General features: G+C 62.1%; 20 protein-coding genes. 10 read left to right on the plus strand and 10 right to left on the minus strand.

The genetic code is table 11. From position 1 onward, the window contains the following. Positions 1–28 precede the first annotated feature (28 nt). Entirely contained in the window at positions 29–727 is a 699-nt protein-coding gene (locus tag ASD95_RS07770; RefSeq protein ID WP_046043267.1) for a CoA transferase subunit A, read from the minus strand. A gap of 210 nt (positions 728–937) precedes the next feature. Here ASD95_RS07770 and ASD95_RS07775 point away from each other — a divergent pair, with 210 nt between their 5' ends. Next, positions 938–1,840, plus strand: coding sequence for a LysR family transcriptional regulator (locus ASD95_RS07775; RefSeq protein WP_056723646.1), 903 nt, complete (start codon positions 938–940; stop codon positions 1,838–1,840). Between the two features lie 114 nt (positions 1,841–1,954). On the opposite strand, the gene ASD95_RS07780 is transcribed toward ASD95_RS07775, so the two are convergent. After that, positions 1,955–2,797, minus strand: coding sequence for an NAD-dependent protein deacetylase (locus ASD95_RS07780; RefSeq protein WP_056723648.1), 843 nt, complete (start codon positions 2,795–2,797; stop codon positions 1,955–1,957). 122 nt (positions 2,798–2,919) lie between these two features. Then, complete coding sequence (locus tag ASD95_RS07785; RefSeq protein WP_056723650.1) at positions 2,920–3,966, minus strand: class I SAM-dependent methyltransferase; 1,047 nt, start codon at positions 3,964–3,966, stop codon at positions 2,920–2,922. A 346-nt stretch (positions 3,967–4,312) separates the two neighbouring features. Here ASD95_RS07785 and ASD95_RS07790 point away from each other — a divergent pair, with 346 nt between their 5' ends. Further along, positions 4,313–5,143 (plus strand): HvfB family MNIO-type RiPP peptide maturase, encoded by an 831-nt coding sequence (locus ASD95_RS07790; RefSeq protein ID WP_056723653.1) that lies wholly within the window; start codon positions 4,313–4,315, stop codon positions 5,141–5,143. Positions 5,144–5,146: 3 nt separating this feature from the next. Further along, positions 5,147–5,902 (plus strand): HvfC family RiPP maturation protein, encoded by a 756-nt coding sequence (locus ASD95_RS07795; RefSeq protein WP_056723654.1) that lies wholly within the window; start codon positions 5,147–5,149, stop codon positions 5,900–5,902. A gap of 1,041 nt (positions 5,903–6,943) precedes the next feature. On the opposite strand, the gene ASD95_RS07800 is transcribed toward ASD95_RS07795, so the two are convergent. Both ASD95_RS07800 and ASD95_RS07805 read right to left on the minus strand, forming a co-directional pair. Beyond that, complete coding sequence (locus ASD95_RS07800; protein WP_056723655.1) at positions 6,944–8,254, minus strand: ATP-binding protein; 1,311 nt, start codon at positions 8,252–8,254, stop codon at positions 6,944–6,946. Continuing rightward, positions 8,251–8,991, minus strand: coding sequence for a response regulator (locus ASD95_RS07805; RefSeq protein WP_056723657.1), 741 nt, complete (start codon positions 8,989–8,991; stop codon positions 8,251–8,253). Before ASD95_RS07805 ends, ASD95_RS07800 begins: the two co-directional genes overlap by 4 nt. A 306-nt stretch (positions 8,992–9,297) precedes the next feature. Between ASD95_RS07805 and ASD95_RS07810 the strand changes: the two genes are divergently transcribed. The 3 genes from ASD95_RS07810 (at position 9,298) to ASD95_RS07820 (ending at position 11,228) form a co-directional block, all read left to right on the plus strand. After that, positions 9,298–9,561, plus strand: a complete 264-nt coding sequence (locus tag ASD95_RS07810) for a DUF2790 domain-containing protein (RefSeq protein ID WP_056723659.1) — start codon at positions 9,298–9,300, stop codon at positions 9,559–9,561. A gap of 48 nt (positions 9,562–9,609) precedes the next feature. Further along, on the plus strand, positions 9,610–9,864 hold the full coding sequence (locus ASD95_RS07815) for a hypothetical protein (protein ID WP_056723660.1): 255 nt from the start codon (positions 9,610–9,612) through the stop codon (positions 9,862–9,864). A 146-nt stretch (positions 9,865–10,010) separates the two neighbouring features. Continuing rightward, positions 10,011–11,228, plus strand: a complete 1,218-nt coding sequence (locus ASD95_RS07820; RefSeq protein WP_056723662.1) for a cytochrome c biogenesis protein DipZ — start codon at positions 10,011–10,013, stop codon at positions 11,226–11,228. Between the two features lie 17 nt (positions 11,229–11,245). Here the strand turns inward: ASD95_RS07820 and ASD95_RS07825 are convergent, their stop codons facing one another. Both ASD95_RS07825 and ASD95_RS07830 read right to left on the minus strand, forming a co-directional pair. Further along, positions 11,246–11,707 (minus strand): GNAT family N-acetyltransferase, encoded by a 462-nt coding sequence (locus ASD95_RS07825; protein ID WP_056723664.1) that lies wholly within the window; start codon positions 11,705–11,707, stop codon positions 11,246–11,248. 76 nt (positions 11,708–11,783) lie between these two features. Further along, the gene (locus ASD95_RS07830; protein ID WP_056723666.1) at positions 11,784–12,761 is read right to left on the minus strand and encodes an AraC family transcriptional regulator; all 978 of its coding nucleotides are present in this window, start codon (positions 12,759–12,761) and stop codon (positions 11,784–11,786) included. Between the two features lie 179 nt (positions 12,762–12,940). On the opposite strand from ASD95_RS07830, the gene ASD95_RS07835 reads away from it, so the two are divergent. Further along, the gene (locus ASD95_RS07835) at positions 12,941–13,210 is read left to right on the plus strand and encodes a DUF4242 domain-containing protein (protein WP_056723667.1); all 270 of its coding nucleotides are present in this window, start codon (positions 12,941–12,943) and stop codon (positions 13,208–13,210) included. A gap of 44 nt (positions 13,211–13,254) precedes the next feature. After that, positions 13,255–14,067 carry a class I SAM-dependent methyltransferase gene (locus ASD95_RS07840; protein WP_056723670.1) on the plus strand — a complete coding sequence of 271 codons (813 nt, stop codon included), beginning with the start codon at positions 13,255–13,257 and terminating at the stop codon, positions 14,065–14,067. 129 nt (positions 14,068–14,196) lie between these two features. Here ASD95_RS07840 and ASD95_RS07845 read toward each other — a convergent pair whose 3' ends face one another. Continuing rightward, positions 14,197–14,583: a DUF488 domain-containing protein gene (locus tag ASD95_RS07845; protein ID WP_056723672.1), complete on the minus strand. Its 387-nt coding sequence runs from the start codon at positions 14,581–14,583 to the stop codon at positions 14,197–14,199. A gap of 2 nt (positions 14,584–14,585) precedes the next feature. Next, positions 14,586–15,308 (minus strand): phosphatidylcholine synthase, encoded by a 723-nt coding sequence (gene pcsA / locus ASD95_RS07850; RefSeq protein ID WP_056723674.1) that lies wholly within the window; start codon positions 15,306–15,308, stop codon positions 14,586–14,588. Between the two features lie 258 nt (positions 15,309–15,566). On the opposite strand from pcsA, the gene ASD95_RS07855 reads away from it, so the two are divergent. Both ASD95_RS07855 and ligD read left to right on the plus strand, forming a co-directional pair. Continuing rightward, positions 15,567–16,295 carry a tellurite resistance TerB family protein gene (locus tag ASD95_RS07855; RefSeq protein WP_056723676.1) on the plus strand — a complete coding sequence of 243 codons (729 nt, stop codon included), beginning with the start codon at positions 15,567–15,569 and terminating at the stop codon, positions 16,293–16,295. 207 nt (positions 16,296–16,502) lie between these two features. Beyond that, positions 16,503–18,539: a DNA ligase D gene (gene ligD, locus ASD95_RS07860; protein ID WP_082562930.1), complete on the plus strand. Its 2,037-nt coding sequence runs from the start codon at positions 16,503–16,505 to the stop codon at positions 18,537–18,539. 148 nt (positions 18,540–18,687) lie between these two features. Here ligD and ASD95_RS07865 read toward each other — a convergent pair whose 3' ends face one another. Next, on the minus strand, positions 18,688–19,362 hold the full coding sequence (locus tag ASD95_RS07865) for a DUF3313 domain-containing protein (RefSeq protein ID WP_056723678.1): 675 nt from the start codon (positions 19,360–19,362) through the stop codon (positions 18,688–18,690). Positions 19,363–19,378: the final 16 nt, after the last annotated feature.

Genomic DNA, 19,378 nt, shown 5'->3' on the forward strand with positions numbered 1-19,378 from the left:
TTCCTTCATTCGGTCCGGGGGCAGGGGATCACTTACGCACGGTGCGCTGTTCGATGCGCTTCTCGAACGTGCCGCAGATGATCCGGTCGACGTAGATGCCAGGGGTGTGGATCTGCGCCGGGTCCAGCTCGCCGGGTTCAACGATTTCTTCGACTTCGACCACGGTGATCTTGCCGGCGGTGGCGGCCAGCGGGTTGAAGTTCTGGGCGGTGTGGCGATAGATCACATTACCGAAATGGTCGGCTTTCCAGCCTTTGACGATGGCGAAGTCGCCGGTGATGGATTCTTCCATCAGGTACTTGCGGCCATGGAATTCGCGCACTTCCTTGCCTTCGGCGACCGGGGTGCCAACGCCGGTGGCGGTGAAGAAGGCCGGGATGCCGGCGCCGCCTGCGCGCATTTTTTCAGCGAGGGTGCCTTGCGGGGTCAGGGTGACTTCGATTTCGCCCTTGAGCAGTTGCTCTTCGAACAGCTTGTTTTCGCCGACGTAGGACGCCACCACTTTGCTGATCTGGCGGTCCGTCAGCAGTACGCCGAGGCCGAAACCGTCGACGCCGCAGTTGTTGGAAACCACGGTGAGATCGCGGGTGCCCTTGCGCTTGATCTCGTTGATCAGGTTTTCCGGGATCCCGCACAGGCCGAAGCCGCCGGCGATCACGGTCATGCCGTCTTCAAGACCTGCCAGAGCTTCCTCGTAGGAACTCACACGCTTGTCGAAACCTGCCATATGCACCTCTTTTATTCTTTGTGGGCGGCTGGCTAGCCGAATGGGATGGAGTGTCTCGCTGGAGTATTCATTTGTTAAGTTGATTTTTAAGGTTAATTAATAGATAAAACTCAACAATCTGTAGGGGCTGCCGAAGGCTGCGATCTTTTGGATCAAGATCAAAAGATCGCAGCCTTCGGCAGCCCCTACAATAGCCGGGAGAAATCGAGTATGACCGTCAAGCAGATCCGTGCCTTTCTGGCCGTGGCCCAGAGCCTGAGCTTTGCCGTGGCCTGCGAGCGCCTGCACCTGTCGCAATCGGCCCTGAGCCTGACCATCAAGGCGCTGGAGGAGGGCCTGGGCGGGCGCTTGTTCACCCGCACCACGCGCAATGTGGCGCTCACCGCCGAAGGCGAATCCCTGGTGCCGCTGGCGCGCCGGTTGATCGCCGACTGGGACAATGCCGAGGATGAGTTGCGCCAGCGCTTTACCTTGCAGCGCGGTCGCGTGACCCTGGCGGCGATGCCATCGTTCGCCGGCAACCTGCTGCCGCCGATCCTCAAGACCTTCCGCGCCCGTTATCCGAATGTCAACGTGACGGTCAATGACGTGATCAACGAGCAAGTGCTGGAAATGGTCCGGGACCGCCAGGTGGAACTGGGGGTGGCGTTCGAGCCGACCCAGAGTTCGTCGCTGCAGTTCACGCCGTTGTACATCGACCGCTTCGTCGCGGTGGTGCCCCTGGATTCGGCGCTGGCCGAACTCGATGACATCGACTGGCAGACCCTGCTCAAGGAGCCGTTCATTACCTTGCAGCGTCCGTCGACGGTGCGGGTGATGCTCGAAGAACACTTGCAGGCCCGGGGCATGAAGCTGCCGGTGGAGTTTGAAAGCCATCAACTGGCGACAGTCGGGCGCATGGTCGCCAGTGGCCTGGGCGTGAGCGCGGTGCCAGCCTTGTGTGCCGGACAGATGCGTGAGTTGGGGGCGCGTTGCATCACCTTGCGCGACCCGGTGGTGGAGCGCGCGCTGGGGGTGCTGACGTTGCCGGGGGGAGAGCTGTCGGCGGCGGCGCAGGCGTTGTTTGATGTGCTCAAAGAGGAAAACCTTGGGCAACGTTTCTCCACGAACTGATCACATTACCTGTGGGAGCGGGCTTGCTCGCGAAAGCGGTGGGTCAGGCAAAAAAGATGTTGGATGTGCCGCCCTCTTCGCGAGCAAGCCCGCTCCCACAGGGTACTGTGTTGATCAGGAAGAGAGGCGTTCGGCCAATATTGGCAACAACCGCTCGCACGACCCCTCGATCTTCAAATCCAGCATCTCATCGGCCCGGGTCTTGCCCAGGTTGATCGCAATCAACGGCTTGCCCTGGTCCACCATCGCCCGACACAAGCGAAACGCCGAGTAGGCCATCAACGACGAGCCAATCACCAACAGCCCGGCAGCCTGTTCGACGGCGGCCATCGCCTTGGCCGCCGTGGCCTGTGCGACGTTCTCGCCAAAAAATACCACGTCCGGCTTCATCCGTTCCCCGGCGCAATGTGGGCAGCGGGGGACCTGGAAGCGTGCCTCGAAGGCCGGGTCGAGCAAGGTGTCGCCATCCGGCGCCTGCACTGCGTCGACGCCGGCCAGGTACGGGTTCTGTGTTTCCATCAGGTGCTGGATCGAGTCGCGCTCACTACGCTGACCGCAATCCAGGCACAACACCCGGTGCAGACTGCCGTGGAGTTCGATCACGTCACGGCTGCCGGCCTGGTCGTGCAGGGTGTCAACGTTCTGGGTGATCAACCCGCTGATCTGCCGCGTGCCTTGCAAGCGGGCGAGGGTGTCGTGGGCCACGTTCGGTTGTGCCATTCGCACCCTCGGCCAGCCGAGCATCGCCCGCGCCCAATAGCGCCGCCGGGACTCCGGGGCCGAGAGAAACTCCTGGTACATCATCGGCTGCCGGCCCCGTCGCACGCCCTGGCTGTCGCGATAATCCGGGATGCCTGAGGGCGTGCTGATACCGGCCCCGGTCAGCACGGCAAACGGCTGATCCGCCATGAGCTGATGGAGGCGATCGAGTTGGTCACGGGTCTGGCGGTCGAGCATGCCGGGAAACCTGTAGGAGCGAGCCTGTTCGCGATGGAGTGTCAGTCGACATCAATATAGCTGACACACCATCGTCGGAACGCCGCCCGGAGCAAGCTCGCGCCTACAGATGACGGCGAGGATTATTTACGCGCCTCCAGAATCAGGTTGAACGGCGTTTCCGTGGCCCGGCGAAAACGAGTGAATCCGGCCTCGCTGAACACCTTGCGCAAGCGTGCTTCACCGGCCTGGGCACCGAGGCCGAGGCCAACTTCCTGGGACAGCGAGTTGGGCGTGCAGATGAAGGTCGATGCCGCGTAGAACAGGCGTCCGACCGGGTTGACGTTGTCGTCGAGCAAGTCGTTGGCGTAGGGCTCGACCAGCAGCACCGTGCCGTCGTCCTTCAGCGACTCATAGGCGTGTTTGGCCGCACCCACCGGGTCGCCCATGTCGTGCAGGCAGTCGAAGTAGCAGATCAGGTCGTAATCGCTGCCGGGGTAACTTTTCGCCGTGCCCTGGAAGAACCTGGCCCGGCTGGATACACCCCCTTCTTCGGCCCGCTGGGTGGCAACGGTGACGGACGGTGCGTGGTAGTCGAAGCCGACGAAGCGCGAATCCGGAAACGCCTGGGCCATGATCACCGTCGAGGCGCCATGGCCGCAGCCGATGTCCGCCACTTTGGCCCCGGCTTCCAGTTTGGCCACCACGCCGTCGAGGGCCGGCAACCATTCGGCGACCAGATGGGCTTTGTAGCCGGGGCGGAAGAAGCGTTCGGTGCCGCTGAACATGCACGGGTGGTGATCGCCCCAGGGCAGGGCGCCGTCGCCGCGCATGGCGCTGACCAGTTTGTCCTTGTCATGGAAAAACGACGCGACCACGCCAATCCCACCCGCCACATAAACCGGTGAGTCTTCGTTTGCCAACGCCATGGCTTGCTCTTCGGGGAGCCGGAACTGGCCGTCACGGTGTTCCATGTAGCCGGAGGCTGCATGGGCGCTGAGCCATTCGCGCAGCAGGCGGGTGTTGCAGCCGGTTTTCTCGGCAAGGGTTTCGGGGGTGATGGGCTGACTGTCGGCCATCGCCCGGTACAGGCCGAGCTCTTCGCCAAGGATGACGTTGGCGAGCATCGCCGCGCCGCCCATGTCATTCACCAGTTTGCCCATGAAATCGTTGAGTCTGGCCTCGTCCATCATGTGTGCTCCTTTAGCAGGATCACGGTCCAGAGGCATTGTCTGGCGAGGCGTTCGCCGCTGGGCGGTGGTCGTGGGGATGTACAGGGCACCAAGCGGGCCCTGTGTGCAGTAAGTTTAGTCCGGGCCTTGTAGCGCGCGGCCTGGCGCGACGAAAGCAACGTTTATTCTGCCGCTATACGACCCTGTGGGAGATATGTATCTCACTGTGTCCCACCGGCCTTTCGATACAGTCCCGCGCAACTTCAGACCCCAGCCGAACACAGTCCAGATACACCCTTTCGATTAACTCTGTCTCATGGCGGGCACCGGCTCGCGTCCTTGAACATCTTGTGAGATCGACACCATGCAGACATCCATTCCCCCCGTAGCCAAGGCCAGCGCAGGGCTTGGCCTGCGTCGCGGTTTACTCAAAGACCTCCAGGCCGCACCGGCAGGGGATTTCGATTTTCTGGAAGTCGCGCCGGAAAACTGGATCGGCATCGGCGGTGCCCACGGCGCGGCATTGCGCGCCCTGGCCGAACGCTATCCATTGTCCTGTCACGGCTTGTCCCTGTCCCTCGGCGGGCCGTCGCCGCTGGACGTCGATTTTCTGCAGGAGGTTCGCAGCTTCCTCGATCATTACAACGTGCCGCTGTACAGCGAGCACCTGAGCTATTGCAGCGACGACGGCCACCTGTATGACCTGTTGCCGTTGCCGTTCACTGAAGAAGCGGTGCACCACGTCGCGGCGCGTATCCGTCAGGCCCAGGACATCCTTGGTCGGCGCCTGGCAGTGGAAAACGTTTCCTATTACGCCGCGCCTCAACAGGACATGGACGAGGTGACCTTCACCAATGCCGTACTGCGTGAGGCCGATTGCGACCTGTTGCTGGACGTCAATAACGTCTACGTCAATTCGATCAACCACGGTTTCGATCCGCAGGCGTTTCTGTCTGGCATCGATTCGGGCCGGGTGGTGGCGATGCACATTGCCGGGCATTTCGACGAGTCCGATTCCTTGAAGATCGACACTCACGGCGCTTCGGTCAAACCGGCGGTGTGGTCGTTGCTGGCCCAGGCCTATGCCCGGTTCGGTGTGCAACCGACCTTGTTGGAGCGGGATTTCAACTTTCCGGCGTTCGCTGAGCTGGTGGCGGAATTGCAGACCATTCGCCGCTTGCAACAGGAGGTTTGAACCGTGGAGAAGCAATCGTTGCATCAGCAGCAAAGCACCATGGGCCAATACCTGCGTGATCCCGAGCGTTTCGCGCCACCGGCCGAAATGGACGCTGCCCGGGCGCAGGTGTATCGCGATCTGGTGTTTGCCAATCTGTCGTCCTTGCTCAGTGGCACTTTTCCGGTGCTGGTGAAGATTCTGGGCAATGAGCACTGGCGTTCGCTGGTGCGGATTTTTCTGCGGGACTACCGCGCCCGCACGCCGAAGTTTGGTGAGATTGCTGAGGAGTTTGTCGGGTTTCTCGCGGCCGGGCCTCAGGCGTTGAGCGATGGGCCGTGGCCGCCGTTCATGGTGGAGCTGGCGCATTACGAGTGGGTGGAAATGGCCTTGCAACAATCCGACGCCGAGCCTCTGGTTGGCGGTGATGCCGCGTTGCTGCTGGATCGGCCCTTGGGGGTGTCGCCGTTGGCCTGGCCGTTGGCTTATGCCTGGCCGGTGCAGCAGGTGGGGCCGGATTATCAGCCGGGCGTTTTACCTGCTCAGCCGACTTTGTTGCTGGTGCGTCGTGCCGAGGATTGGAGTGTGAGGTTTTCTGAGTTGAGTCCGTTGGCGTGGCGGTTGTTGCTGCGTATTCGTGAGTTTCCGGAGTTGACCGGGCATGAGCAGTTGCAAGGATTGGCGGTGGAGGCGGGGATGGTGGGGGATTCGGGGTTTCTGGTGGGTGGGTTGGCGTTGTTGCGGCAGATGCATGGGGAGGGGGTTGTTGGGGGTGTTTGATCTGCTTTGACCTTGGCGGCCTTTGGGCCGACCAGGTTCTTGGTTGATTGAGTACATATCCGTTGCTGCGGTAACGGCGGCTGGCGGTTTCGCCCTTACGGCGAGTCCCTTTGGCAAACGCCCCAAAGGAACCAAAGGTCTCGCCCCTTACGTACGGCCCCTCGCTAAGGCTCGGGGTTCCTTCGCTGCGGTATTCATCCGGGGGCATTGCCCTCCGGTCGGCTTCGCTTCGACCTACATNGTTCGACTGCGTCGAACGGCGCTGCGCGCCCATCCCCGGATGAACACCTCCACTCAGCCTGCCGAGGGGGCGGGTGGATCAAGATCAAGAGCTGCAGGCGAGCTAACGCTCGGCCTGATGAGTGGTGAAAAGCGTGGGTGTACGCCGATCAACTGTAGGAGCTGGCTTGCCAGCGAAGGCGGCCTGACAGCCGACCTGGTTTTGCTGCTGCACACGGTCCAATTGTGGGAGCGGGCTTGCTCGCGAAGACGGCCTGCCAGCCGACCGAAATCTTGCTGATGTACTGAGTACTTGTGGGAGCGAGCTTGCTCGCGATAGCAGTCTACCGGCGACCAGGTACCTCCCAGACGAACGACCCCGTCAACCAGGTCGGCCGGTAGGCCGCCTCGGACGCTGTTACAGTGTACGCCCCCTCGTGAGGCCGAGCGCAGGTTCTGCGCAGTGGTCAACCCGGCATGGATGCCGGGTTAGCCGCCCCCGGCCATGGATGGCCGATGGCGGCGGGCCCACGGAGCAGGACCGGAGCGAGGGAATGCCGAGCCTAGGCGAGGCACCGAATGTCAGGGGCAAGAGCCCTTGGTTACTTGGGGTCGGGCGGCGTTCCGTTTTTCCAAGTGACCCGCCGTAAGGGCGGAACCATAAGCCGCCGTTACCGCAGAAACGGATATGTACACCCTCAAAAATCCATGCCGCCTGACACAAAGCCATCGTCGGAACGCCGCCCGGACCAAGCCCGTTCCCACAGGGATCCTCAGTGGCCACAAGTCCCGAGTAAACCCGCAAACCCGAACCGAAGACATCTACACCGGCAATCGCAACTCCGCACACAACCCGCCACCCTCACGATTGCTCAAGGTCAACGACCCTCCAATCGCGACCGCCAGTTGCTGGGCGATCGCCAGCCCCAGCCCGGTGCCGCCGGTGCTGCGGTTGCGGGAATTCTCAACGCGATAGAACGGCTCCATCACTTGCTTGAGTTCCTCCTCGGCGATCCCCGGGCCACGGTCGAGGATCCTGATCGAGAGGTTGCCATCGGCCCGTTTTTCCACCTGCAATTGAGCAGCACCGGCAAACTTCAATGCGTTGTCCGTGAGGTTGACCAGCACCCGGCGCAAGGCGTGGGGGCGGGTATCGATGACGGCCGCACTCTTGCCGGTGAGCTGAACATCCTTGCCCACGTCCTGATAGTCGAACACCAGGCTGTCGAGGAACGAGTCGAGGTCGGTGCGGCGGCTTTCTTCGGTGGCGCCGTGGATGCTGCGGGCGTAGGCCACGCCTTCGCGCACCAGGTGTTCCATCTCGCCCAGGTCGTTCCACAGTTTGTCTTTCTCACTGGAGTCGTCCATGAACTCGGCGCGCAGTTTCATGCGGGTGATCGGGGTTTGCAGGTCGTGGGAGATTGCCGCGAGCAGTTGCATGCGTTCTTTCAAGTAGGCCGCGATGCGTGCCTGCATCGAGTTGAAGGCCCTGGCAGCGTGGGCGACTTCGCTCGGGCCTCTTTCGTCGAGGAGCACGGGGTGCGCGTTGGGGTCCAGGGTTTCGACGGCACCGGCGAGGCGGGTGAGGGGGCGGATGGCGATTCTCACCGCCAGCCAGGAGCACGCCAGCATCAACGCCAGTTGCCCGAGCAACACGATGGGCAGCCAGGGTGACAACGGCACCATCGCCGGGCGGACGTCGATGGTCAGCGGGCTGCCATCGGCCAGGTTCAAGTGCACTTGGAAATGTTTTTTCGGCCCGGGGATGTCGGTGAAGGTCATCGGGTAATCGTGGCCGATGGCGTCCTTGATCGAGGCAATGGCGATGGGCGCATCGGGCATGTCGGTGCGCATGGGCGTGCCCGGCGAACCCTCATTGAGCATGTAACTGTAATTGCGCCGCTCCAGTTGTTTGAGCCAGGCGGCTCGCTCATCGACGGGCAAGCGGTCGAGGATGGCAACGGAGGTGGAAACGTCGGTTTCCAGGTTGCCGAGCATGGTGTTTTTCGAGGACTCGTAGCGTTCGTAGTACTGCACACCGAAGGACAGCGCCTGGGCGAGGATCAGGCCGATCAGGAAAATCAGCGACAGCCGCGAAGCCAGGGTGCGTGGCCAATGCAGCGCCAGGGTCATGATTGATCGCCCAGGATTTCCACCGGCAGGGAAAACACATAGCCTTCGCTGCGCACGGTCTTGATGTAGGCCGGCTCGCGAGCGTCGTCGAGCAAGCGCTGGCGCAGGCGACTGACCAGCAGATCGATGGAACGGTCGAACAGGTCGGCGTCGCGGCCCTGGGTCAGGTTGAGCAATTGATCGCGGTTGAGCACCCGCTGCGGATGGTCGAGAAACACCCGCAATAATCGATATTCGGCACCGCTCAGGGCCACCATGGTGCCGTCTGTATCGAGCAGGTGACGGGCCGAGGTGTCCAGGCGCCAACGGCCGAAGGCCAACAGGCGGCTGGCTTCGGTCACCACCAGGTTCGGCGGCAGCATGCGCGTGCGTCGCAGCACCGCGTTGATCCGCGCCAGCAGTTCGCGGGCGGCGAATGGCTTGACCAGGTAGTCGTCGGCGCCCATTTCCAGGCCGAGGATGCGATCGGTTTCATCGTTGCGGGCGGTGAGCATCAGCACCGGCGTGGCCTTGTGCTTGCCGGCGCGCAATTCGCGGCAGAGCAGCAGGCCATCGTCCCCTGGCATCATGATGTCCAGCACGATCAGGTCCACTGGAGTGGTTTCCAGAAAAGCGCGCATCTGCCGTCCATCCGCCACGACCGTGGTGCGCAGACCGTTTTTCTTCAGGTAGTTGCCAACCAGTTCGCGGATTTCGCGGTCATCGTCAACGATGAGGATGTGATCAACGTGATCCATTGGGCCAAACCTCTGGTAAATGGGGAATGCCACACAGTCTATAGAGCCTGGGCGGGGTCGCCTGCCGCCCTTTGTATTGCAGTGTATCTGGCTTGCCTGTGGATACACACGAAAGCAAAAAAGCCGATTTTCAGCGGTTTTGTATTGCTCTGTATCTGCGCCCGGCTCTGATACGTACCGATTGATTCGCGCCGATTCCCGACACAGACGAGATACCTCGCAGGCTTTTAATAGGTTCCATCGAGGCAAACCAGACTGCCTCGGCCCAACGAACCAACGACCTGTTGAAACCTTGAGGAGTCCGCCATGAACACCAAAGCCATCTACACCGCTTGCCTGTTTGCCGCCCTGAACATCTGCACCTTGTCGGCCCGTGCCGAAGCCGATGTCGCGCCTAAAACCTACACCTACGGCAGCCAACTTGACATCAGGAAAGTGGTGTCGCTGACCGAGGCCGCTACGCCTTCCTGCGGCGTGGTGAATGCACGGCTGACCTACCTCGACTCCCAGTCCAGAACCCAGGTGCTGGATTACAGCAAGTTCGCCGACAACTGCAACTCGGAAAACTGAGTGTTGCGATCAACCACCGCTCAATCCATTTGAAACAGGAAGGACATCATGAACAACGTTTCCCGCATTTTGACCGCCATCGCCTTTTCCGTCGCCGGTGCGGCAGCCCATGCCAATGCCGCTGTCGAGCAAAGTGCCTGCGCCAGCAACACCTGCTTCCAGCTCACGCCGGTGGCAGAGAAGGGCACCCAGGGATTCCTTGCACAGGACGGTTCCAGCCGTACGCCGCAAGGTCAGATGCTCGCCGAGAACGGTTCCAGCCGCACGCCTCAGGGGCAGTTACTGGATGAGCAGACGGCTTGAGAACCCCCCAATCCACTGTGGGAGCGAGCTTGCTCGCGATAGCGATGGTTCAGTCAACGATGTGCCGCCTGACCCGACGCCATCGCGAGCAGGCTCGCTCCCACATTGGCCAATGTGTCGCCCTCTAATGTTTATCAGGTGATCCCATGTTACTCATCGCTTTCCTGGGCGGCATATTGACCGTCCTCAGCCCGTGCATCCTGCCGGTCGTGCCATTCCTGTTCGCCGGGGCTGACCGCACACGCTCCTCGATCCTGCTCACCCTCGGCGGCATGGTCCTGACCTTTGCCCTGGTCTCCAGCCTGGCCGTGGTCAGCACTGAGTGGGTGATCCAGGCCAGCAACACCGGCCGCCACGTCGCGCTGGTGGTGATGGTGCTGTTCGCCCTGTCGCTGATCTCCGCCCGGGTCGGTGACTGGCTGGCGCGGCCTTTCGTGCTGCTGGGCAATCGCATCGACCCGAACTCGCGCAAGATGTCCGGGCCGCTGGCGTCGATCATGATCGGTGTCGCCACCGGGCTGCTCTGGGCACCCTGCGCCGGGCCGATCCTCGGGGTGATTCTCACCAGCGCGATGCTGCAGGGCGCGAACGCCGGCACCAGTCTGTTGTTGGTGGCCTATGGCGCGGGCAGTGCGCTGTCCCTGGGCACCTTGATCTTTGCCGGTTGCGGCCTGGTCAATCGCTTGAAACCGTCGATTCCGGTTACTGGCTGGTTGCGTCGTGGCGCCGGGGTTGCGGTGCTGGCCGGTGCGGCAGTGATTGCAACCGGGGCCAATGACCTGTTGCTGGCCAATACCTCATCGGAAGGTGTCAGCAGTGTGGAGAAAGGCGTGCTGGAGGCCGTGCCGAAAGTCGTCGATTACCTGGTCAGCAAGGTCAAGGCCGACAGCACCATGGGCGATGCTCAGGGCGCCATGCCGTCGCTGTCCGGCGCAGTGGAATGGCTCAACTCGGCAGCCCTGAGCAACGAGGCCCTGAAAGGCAAAGTGGTGCTGGTGGACTTCTGGACCTTCGACTGCATCAACTGCAAGCACACCCTGCCGTACGTGAAGGACTGGGCGAAGAAGTATGAAAAGGACGGGCTGGTGGTGATCGGCGTGCACACGCCTGAATACGGCTTTGAACGCATCATCGACAACGTCAGGACCAAAGTGAAGGAATACGGCATCACCTACCCGGTGGCGATCGATAACAACTACGCGATCTGGCGCAACTTCGACAACCAGTACTGGCCGGCGCACTACCTGATCGATGCCAAGGGCCAGGTGCGTTACACCCACTTCGGTGAAGGCAGCTACGACACGCAGGAACAAATGATTCAGCAGTTGCTGCAGGAGGCCAAGGCCAGCGCGCCAGCGGCGTGATCCGCTCGATCAATGGCTCACAGGTCCCGCGCCATGAGCCATTGATCTTTTTCCCATGCCTGAAAACGCTCTTGCACCACCCAGCCACGCTTGGCGTAATAAGCGCTCTGGTCCTGGGTGTGCAGGTAGATTCTCCTCTCGCCGCTGACTTTGGCTTGCGCGCAAATCCCTTCTATCAACTGCTCCGCCAGGCCCTTGCCGCGTGCCTCGGGGGTGATAAACACGCAAGCGAGCCAAGGTCCCAGATCCGGGCGATGGGCCAGGTCGGCCCTGGCCAGTGCCGCGCCACCCAGCAGTTCGTCGTGGTCGAGGGCGATCAGACATTTCCAGTCGCTGTTGTTCTGGCCTTCGGCGAACTCTCGTTGCCAGTCGGGCAGGGGCTGTCCGGCATATTCGTAGTGGAACTGCCGGTGGATCCACGAAGCGAATGTATTGCTGTGCTGCATATGTCGAGCAAGCCAGTCCAGGCGGGGTGCCATGTTGTGAGTCCTTTCAGAGGTTGGTCGCTGAGTAGCGAGAGTAGCGGGCCTGGGCGGTGCTGTCGCCCCCGCCGGTTCAGCGACTGCTCAAGTGATTCGAGGCGGCCTGACCGCGCCGCCACGCCGCCGGCGGCGCACCGTACTCGCGACGGAAGGCGCGGCTGAAGGCGGTATCGGTTTGGTAACCCACTTCTTCGGCGATGCGCGTCAATGAGCTATTGCTGCTGCGCAACAGGTTGGCGGCGAGCAACATCCGCCATTGCGTCAGGTACTGCATCGGCGACACCCCCACCAGTTGCTGGAAGCGTTCGGCCAACACCGATCTTGAGGTGCTGGCGGTGCGCGCCAGTTCGTCCAGCGTCCAGGCGTGGCAGGGTTTTTTGTGCAAGGCGTTGAGGGCTGCGCCGACGATGCGGTCGCGCACACCGGCCAGCCAGCCGGTGCGGCCTTCGCCCTGTTCGTTCATGTACAGGCGCAGCACTTCGATGAACAGCACTTCGGCGAGTTTGGCCAATACCCCTTCGCCACCGGGGCGGGGCGAGCGGGCTTCGGCGAGGGCATAGCGCACGGAAGATTCCAGCCAGATACCGGCATTCGAACCGCGCACATTGACCCGCACCACAGCCGGCAATCCCCTGAGCAACATGCCCGCCAGGCGCGTATCGCACGCCAGGTAGCCGCACACCAATCGGGTGACCGCGCCACCTCCGCCATAGCTCAATTGCCTGGGGCGGCGCGCGAGCACCGCATCCAGTCGCGCACCCGTGGCCGGGGGCAACCCGGGACGGGAGCACATGCGGTGGGCATCGCCCTGGGGGAAGATCACCACGTCGCCCGCACTCAGCAGCAGCGGCGGGGCATCGCCCAATTCCACGTAGCACTCACCCTCGGTGATCAGGTGAAAGATCACCACTCGTTCCGCATCGGGCTCCAGGAACGGCGCCGCCGTATCGGCGCTGGGCGACTGGTAGCACCAGGGCGCGGTGAACCGGGCGTTAATGAAGATCGCGCCGACCAGGTGCACGACACGCAGGGTCTGTGACAGAGCGTCCATTGGGGTTTCCCCGTGGGAGGTTCCTGATTGTGAGCGCGCCTGCGCGCTACGTGGAATCTCCGGACGATCGGGCAGGGTTGGGCGACGATCGGACAGGACGCCAGCGCCCGTCAGGACGATAGTTTGTCTACGGGGTCAATACCGGCCCTGCTACCCAGAACAAGAAAAGAGAGGTTGCCATGCCGAAGTTCGTGATTGAACGCGAGATCCAGGGCGCCGGAGCATTGTCGGAAAGGGATTTGAAAGCCGCTTCGCTAAAGTCCTGCCAGGCGTTGCGTGAGTTGCCAGAGGTGCAGTGGCTGCAGAGCTATGTCACCGGTGACAAACTCTACTGCGTGTACATCTCGCCGAACGAGGAGCAGATCCGGGAGCACGCCAGGATCAGTGGTTTTCCCGCCAACCGCATTTCCCAGGTCATGAATATCATCGATCCGACGACGGCGGAGTAACCGCGACCGGACCCGACTCGTGTTTCAAACCAGAGACCGTTTCCATGAGTGCACCCATTGATCTGACTGCCTTGAAAAACCGCCAGATGGCCTCCTGGGCCAGCGGTGACTACGCCGTGATCGGCACCACCCTGCAGATCGTCGGCGAGCAACTGGCCGAAGCCTGCGACCTGTTGTGCGATGAGCGCGTGCTCGACGTAGCCGCCGGTAACGGCAACGCAACCCTCGCGGCTGCCCGCCGTGGCTGCCAGGTGACGTCCACCGACTATGTCGCCGCCTTGCTCGAACGCGGCGAAGAACGGGCCCGGGCAGAACGCCTGAAGGTCTCCTTCCAGGTCGCCGATGCCGAAGCCTTGCCCTTTGCCGACGGCAGTTTTGATGCCGTGCTGTCGACCTTCGGCGTGATGTTCACGCCAGACCAGCCCAAGGCCGCCGCGGAACTGGCGCGGGTTTGTCGCCCGGGCGGGCGGATCGGCCTGGCCAACTGGACGCCGGAAGGTTTCGTCGGCCAGATGTTCAAGACCCTGGGCCAACACCTGCCACCCCCTCCGGGCGCCAATCCGCCCTCCCGCTGGGGCAGCGAAGCCTGGCTGCGCGAGCATTTCGACGAGCGTGAATTCCTGCTTCAGGTGACACGCCGCACGTTCAATTTCCGCTATCGCTCGGCGGCGCATTTCATCGACACCTTCCGCCAGTGGTACGGGCCGGTGCACAAGGCCTTCGCCGCGCTGCCCGCGGATGGCGCCAAGGCACTGGAGAGGGACCTGAGCGAGTTGATCAACCGGATGAACCGGGCGGGCGACAAGTCGCTGGTGGTGCCGAGTGAATACCTGGAGGTGGTGATTACGCGGCGTTGAGTTACCACAAGTCCAATGTGGGAGCGGGCTTGCTCGCGAAAGCGGTGTGTCAGCCACAGCATCTTCGACTGAAAGACCGCATTCGCGAGCAAGCCCGCTCCCACAGGAGTTGTGTGTTGGTCATTGCCTCTAAATCACTAGGGCACCACGGGCTTGCAGCAACTCGCGCAACACCGACCGGTGACAATGCGCTTCATCCTCGCAATAACAACCCACGGCCAGGGACGTCTGGTGGGACAGCGCGGCCAGCAGGTCCAGCATCTGACTGGCAGCGGGCTGGCTCATCTGGGCCTTGAACTTGCGCCGGAACACCTCCCAGGCCTTGGCATCCTGTGCAGCCTTGGCCTCGGCCACCAACTCGGCACTGGGCGACAGCAGCGGTTGCCAGACATCATAAAAGTCCCGACGGGCGAATTCGGTTTTCGGTACGCCGCGTGGAGGGCGGCGTACCGTGCCCAGGCGCAAGCCTTCGTCAGGCCGACGGGGTGATCCGAGTTGAACGATATGGACCGCCATGGCTACTTGAGCCCCGACTCGTCGAACCACTCCAGCGCCGTGCGCCACAGGCAGATGCCCAGGAAGTACGCCGACATCAGCAACCACAAGCCCATTACCAACGGATTGATCCGTGGATGGTTGAGCACCAGTGACAGGCTGCACAGCAACCAGATGGCTGTCACCGCAATGTTGATCGGCATGAACCGGCGCACGCGAAACGGGTGCAGGAATTTCATCCGGGTCACGGTCAGCAGCGCCAGGCCGATGACCGTGACGAAGGTGATCCACGGCGGCGGGGCGATGATGTACAGGCACAGGGCGACCACGTTCCAGGCGGCGGGGAAACCCTGGAAGTAGTTGTCGGTGCTCTTCATGTTGACGTTGCAGAAGCAGAACAGCGACGACACCAGAATCAGCGACACGCTCAGCAGCAGGGTGTAGTCCGGCAACGGAATGTAGCGGTAGATGAACAGTGCCGGGATAAACACGTACGTCAGGTAGTCGATCACCAGGTCGAGGATCGAGCCATCGAAGCTCGGCAACACCGACTGCACGTTGACCTTGCGTGCCAGCGCACCGTCCAGTCCGTCGACGATCAGGGCGACACCCAGCCACAGCAGGCAATGGGTCGGTTGGTTATCCAGCAGGGACAGGGTGGCGAGGAAAGCGGTGACCACGCCAGTGGCGGTAAAGCCATGGGCGCCCCATGCTTTGAGCCTGGCGATGTACAGGGTTGAAATCACGGGGGCGTTCTCCAGTGAATGAAGCAAGCCAGTTGTCGCCCCGCGTATGGGGGCGGTGGCAAACCGGGTCGGGTTGCAGGTATCGACCGGGTTTGCGGGAATAAGGTTCACCACCTATGAATCTTAGCTGCGCCGCCAGGAAATACTCCGGAGCAATCCGCGGTAGCGCGGGCGGGTCAGCCCAACGGTGCTGGCACATTCGCCGGCGGGGGCTATCGTTGCCTGACTGGATAAACGCCCTTCAAGAGGACAACTGCCATGAACACCAGCGATCTGCTCGAACAATTACTGCGCGCCGGCCAGGGCTCGATGGCGCAAAAGGGTGGCGGTGGCTCGTCGGCCCAAGGCGGGCTCGGCGACCTGGGTGGATTGCTCGGCGGCTTGTTGGGTGGTGGTGCTGGTGCAGGCAGTGGCGGTGGTGGCGCTGGGTTGGGCGATTTGCTCGGTGGCTTGCTCGGTGGTGGTTCGCCGATGGGCGGTGCACCGCAAAGTCGCTCCGCTGGCGGCACTAATTATGCGGCGATGGCGTCCCTGGGCATGATGGCGTTCCAGGCGTACCAGGCCTGGCAACGCAGTCAGGCGTCGGCGCCGCAAGAAGCGCCACGGACCGTGGACTTGCTGGCCGGCCCGGAGGCCGAGGAGCACAGCCATGGGATCCTGCGGGCATTGATCGCCGCGGCCAAGGCCGATGGCCGCATCGACGAAGCCGAGAAGCACATGATCAGCACTGAAATCGGCCGTCACACCGACGATCCGCAATTGCAGCAATGGCTGGACGACGAGGTCGCCAAGCCTCTGGACCCCAATGAAGTGGCGCAATCGGCCACCGACCCGGCCATGGCCTCGGAGATGTACCTGGCCAGTGTGATGCTGGTGGACGACCAGCAGGACGCCGAGCGCAACTATCTGGATGAACTGGCTGCGGCGTTGCAGATCGACCCGCTATTGCAATTGCATCTGGAACAGCAGGCCAAGGGTACTGCCTGAAAGGGTGCATCCGCCTTGGTAAAGCTTCGCGAGCCTGCTCGCGAAGAACGATGACTCGGTCAACCTGCGCAAACACCGGCCGTACCCCGCGCTACAAGCCCGTCCGTCCGGGCTTTTTCAACGTTGATTGAATTATTGCGCCGCTCGCTGGCTCTGCTTGATTAGAAGACGTTTGCATTCGACGTCCTGGCGTGAAGCAGGTAAGCCATGCCCCGTAACCTCGATGATTACAACCGCCTGGGTGACTTTTCGGCGACCTCCAGGGCCGCCGCCAAGCGCTCACGCCCGGGAACATCATCGCCCCTCACCGGTGCGCGCAAAGCCAGGCTACCCGAGTTGCTCAAGCCTGAGTTGGCGACGTTGGTGGAAAAAATCCCCGACGGCCCGTGGAGCTACGAAATCAAGTTCGACGGCTACCGCATCATGGCCCGCATCGACCACGGCGAGGTGAAGCTGATCACCCGCAATGGCCACGACTGGACCCACAAACTGCCGGGGCAGGCCACGGCCCTGGCCGCGCTGGACCTGGAATCGGCGTGGCTCGACGGTGAAATGGTGGTGATGGACGAACAGGGTGTGCCGGACTTTCAGGCGCTGCAAAACGCCTTCGAAGAGGATCGCAGCGACGGCATTCTCTACTACCTGTTCGACCTGCCGTACCTCAATGGCGTGGACCTGCGCGAGGTGTCGGTCGAAGAGCGTCGGGCCGCGCTGGCGACCGTGCTCAAGGCCAATAAAGATCCGTTGCTGCGCTTCTCCGAGTCGTTTGGCCAGGAGCCCCGGGCCTTGCTCGACAGCGCCTGCCAGATGCGCATGGAAGGGTTGATCGGCAAGCGTCTGGGTTCGCCCTATCTCTCCCGGCGCAGCAGTGACTGGATCAAGCTCAAATGCCAGCAACGGCAGGAATTCATCATCGTTGGCTTCACCGAGCCGAAAGGCTCGCGTCATGCCTTCGGGGCATTGCTGCTGGGGCTGCATGACCGCGATGGCGGCGAGTTGCGCTACGCCGGCAAGGTCGGCACCGGGTTCAACGAGGCGACCTTGCGCAGCCTCCATGAACAACTCAAGCCGTTGCAGGTGAAAAAGCCGCCTGTGGTTAACCCACCCGTCGGTTCGCAGGCCAGGGATGTGCACTGGCTCAAACCCAGGCTGCTGGCGGAAGTGGCCTTCGCTGAAATGACCAGGGACGGCTCGGTACGCCATGCCGTGTTCCATGGTCTGCGCAAGGACAAACCGGCCCGAGCCATCACCGAGGAGCGTGCGAGTACCGTGAAAACCTCCACTGAGAAAAAAACCGGCACGGCAAAGCCCGCAGCCACGCAAAAGAAAACCGCGCCTGCCCCCTCACAGATCGGTCTGGAGGACGGCAAGGTCCGCATCACTCACCCGGACCGGGTGATCGACCCCGCCAGCGGCACGACCAAACTGCAACTGGCGCAGTACTACGCCAGTGTCGCCGAGTGGATCCTGCCCGAACTCAAGGATCGTCCGGTGGCGCTGGTGCGTGCCCCGGACGGCATCGCTGGCGAGCTGTTTTTTCAGAAAAACGCCGAGCACCTGGCGATCCCCGGCATCACCATGCTGGACAAACAACTCACCGGCCAGCCGATGATGCTCATCGACAATGCCGAGGCGCTGGTTGGCGCGGTGCAGATGAGTACCGTGGAACTGCATACCTGGAATGCGACGTCTGACAAACTCGACAAGCCGGACCGTTTTGTCCTCGACCTTGACCCGGACCCGGCGCTGCCATGGAAGCGCATGGTCGAGGCCACGCAACTGACGCTGTCGGTGCTGGATGAACTGGGGCTCAAGGCGTTTCTGAAAACCAGCGGCGGCAAGGGCATTCATGTGGTAGTGCCGTTGACCCGCAAGCTCGGTTGGGACGAGGTCAAGGATTTCAGCCATGCCATTGTCAACCACATGGCCAAGCTGTTGCCCGAGCGTTTTTCGGCGGTGTCGGGACCGAAGAACCGGGTCGGACGGATCTTTATCGATTACCTGCGCAACGGCCTGGGGGCGACCACCATTTGCGCCTACGCCGTACGTACCCGCGAAGGGTTGCCGGTGTCGATGCCGATCTGGCGCGAAGAGGTGGCCGAACTCAAGGGTGCCAATCAATGGAACCTGCACAACGTGCATGAACGTCTGGCTGAAGTCGGGGATGGGCCGTGGGCGCAGATGCCCGGAACCCGACAAGCGATCAATGCCGAGATGCGCCGGCGGGTGGGGATGAAGAAGTGACCGCAAGGGTCAGGAGGGGAACCTCTGTGGCGAGGGAGCTTGCTCCCGCTCCCGACTGCGCAGCAGTCGCAAAACATGTCGTTGCCGACAGTCCAGGGGCCGCTACGCAGCCCGGCGCGAGCAAGCTCGCTCGCCACAAAGGCAGGTGTTACTTGAGGAATGCCTGGAAGTCGGTACCCAGTTTGTCGATCGCCGCCTTGAAGTCCTTGGCGGTAATCTGCTGGCTTTCGTTTTTCAGTTCGGTGCCGAACACCTTACGCACCGCTTTGGCTACGGTCTGGTTGCTCCTGGCGTCGACGAACTCGGCTTCGATGAACAGGGTGGTTTCCTGGTCACGGTGGCCGGTGGCGGCCTGGGTTGCGCCGACGACGGCCGCGATGGGAACCACTTCATACCACTTCATGCCTTCGTTCTCGGCGTTCACCCCGGTAATTGCCGCACGCATGATCAGGGGACGAGAACCCGCCGGTGCGGATGAGGTGTTGGTCACTACGCGATACTTCTGACCCAGGGTGGCCTTGGCCTTGTTGGTCATGTAGTTCTGAATGTCGGTCAGCGTTTGCTGGTTGACCCGCTCATCGGGTTTTGGCGCAGGGTAGAGCTCCAGTTTATTGAACACCACGGTGTCATAGGCATTCGGGTTCCACGAAGGGCTGACCCAGCGCATCACGGTACCGCCGCTCGGCGTTTCCACTTCCTGCAGGTTGTTGTAGTTGGACAGGAAGCCTGAGTATTGCTCTTTCTCAGTCACTTTCGAGGTGCAACCGCCTAGCAGCAGACTGGCCAGCGTGGCGCCGACGAGCAGTTTTCGGGACAGATTCATAGTGGTGTTTACTCCT

It is taken from the genome of Pseudomonas sp. Root71 (genome assembly GCF_001429045.1).
GTDB classification, from domain to species: domain Bacteria; phylum Pseudomonadota; class Gammaproteobacteria; order Pseudomonadales; family Pseudomonadaceae; genus Aquipseudomonas; species Aquipseudomonas monachiensis.